Source organism: Anaeromassilibacillus sp. An200, from assembly GCF_002160025.1.
In the GTDB taxonomy this organism is placed as follows: domain Bacteria; phylum Bacillota; class Clostridia; order Oscillospirales; family Acutalibacteraceae; genus Caccousia; species Caccousia stercoris.
In genome coordinates this window covers 1-1,502 of sequence record NZ_NFJU01000116.1, presented here as the reverse complement: position 1 = coordinate 1,502, position 1,502 = coordinate 1, and the positions used below count along the sequence as shown (strand labels likewise).

The window sequence follows — 1,502 nt, the reverse complement described above, 5'->3', positions numbered from 1 at the left end:
TTTTTGGTTTGTAAACAAGAACCCAAAGGGAAAAAGGAGCGAAATGTCAGGCGTATTTTCGCGCAATCTGGAGCGCCATGCGCCATCCGGTGCCGGATGGCGGTCATTCCATTTCCAAGTGGCCAGTTTTTTCAGATTCATGGCAGCAAATTTAAGCTTCACCCAGTTTGTCACCTGAGTGAGGCCTCTGTACTGCGTGTAACGCATGCCATGCTTTTCCTTCGCATCAGCAAACACACGTTCAATTTTTTCTTTTCGCAGCCGGTATAATTCTTTGTACGCCGCCATATGCCGGACATGCTCTGCCATCTCCACATAGTCCTGCCAGATATGGCGCAGGACAGTTTTCTCACACTTGGCGTTTTCGGTGCACATCCCTCTGGTGGGACAGGTTTTGCAAAGATAGCCCCGGCTCTTGTATTCCCGGTAACCATCCCGGTTTGTGGTGGAATAATGCAGCGCCCGGTACTCCGGGCAGATCACATCATCAAAGTATTCGTCGTACACATATGCCCACCAGGGATGGCCGTTCTCTTTGGTTTTGGGGCGGGTATAGCAGGTGGAAAGAATGCGGCCGCTCTCGAAAATTCTCTTGCAGATCCAGGGTGTTTTGTAGGCGCTGTCCGCTACCACGGTTTTGTGTTCGGGATAGTACTTGCACAATTCATCGTACAAAGGGTCAAAGGCTGCGCTGTCGTGGACATTGCCGGGAGTGACGTGAACATCAAGAACAAAATTGTGTTTGTCGCAGGCGGTGTGTGCTTCGTAGGCAAAGCATTTTTTGTGCTCCCCCTTGTGGAACACACCACTTTCCGGGTCGGTGGTGGACACCACAGTTTCCTTCTCTTCCGGCGGCCTTTTGTCGCTGTCATCCGAGAAAGGCTTCCTGTCGTGATCCTCTCGGTCTTTGTTCACCTCGTCGAACAGCTCTTTCGCATACCGCTTTGCCTGTTTGGGTACGGCCTTCTTAGCCTGCTTTTTCAGGTTGGCACTCGCCTTAACATGAGTTCCATCCACAAAAATCGCTTCTGTGTCCAGATAGCCTTCCTCTGCTGCAGCTTTCAATACCCACCGGAACACATACTCCACTGTGGCGTGGTTGAACCGGTGCTTGAAGTTGTAACTCACTGTGGAGAAATGCGGTACCGCTTCGTTCAGCGGATATCCAATGAACCATCTGTATGCCAGATTCATGCTCACTTCTTCCAAGGTTCGGCGAAGGGAAGAAATTCCGTAGATATGCTGGATCAGCACGATCTTGAACAACACCACCGGGTCTATACTTGGCCGACCGTTGTCCTCGCAGTACAGATCCTCTACAAATTCGTAGATCTTCTTGAAGTCGATTGCTGCATCGATCTTTCGCAGCAAGTGATCTTGCGGGACAATGTTTTCCAAACTTACAAATTCCAGTTGTCCTCGATTTTCTGCATTCTTTACCAGCATTTTTATCACCCCAAACTCATTATACCGCATTTTCTCCCTTTATACGAGAAAAAGGC

Annotated in this window: 1 protein-coding gene; it reads right to left on the bottom strand. The window is 49.6% G+C overall.

Translation table 11 applies throughout. From position 1 onward, the window contains the following. A partial coding sequence (locus tag B5F35_RS18100) for an IS1182 family transposase (protein ID WP_275532277.1) occupies positions 1 to 1,446 on the bottom strand: 1,446 nt, incomplete at its 3' end. Between the last annotated feature and the right edge of the window lie 56 nt (positions 1,447 to 1,502).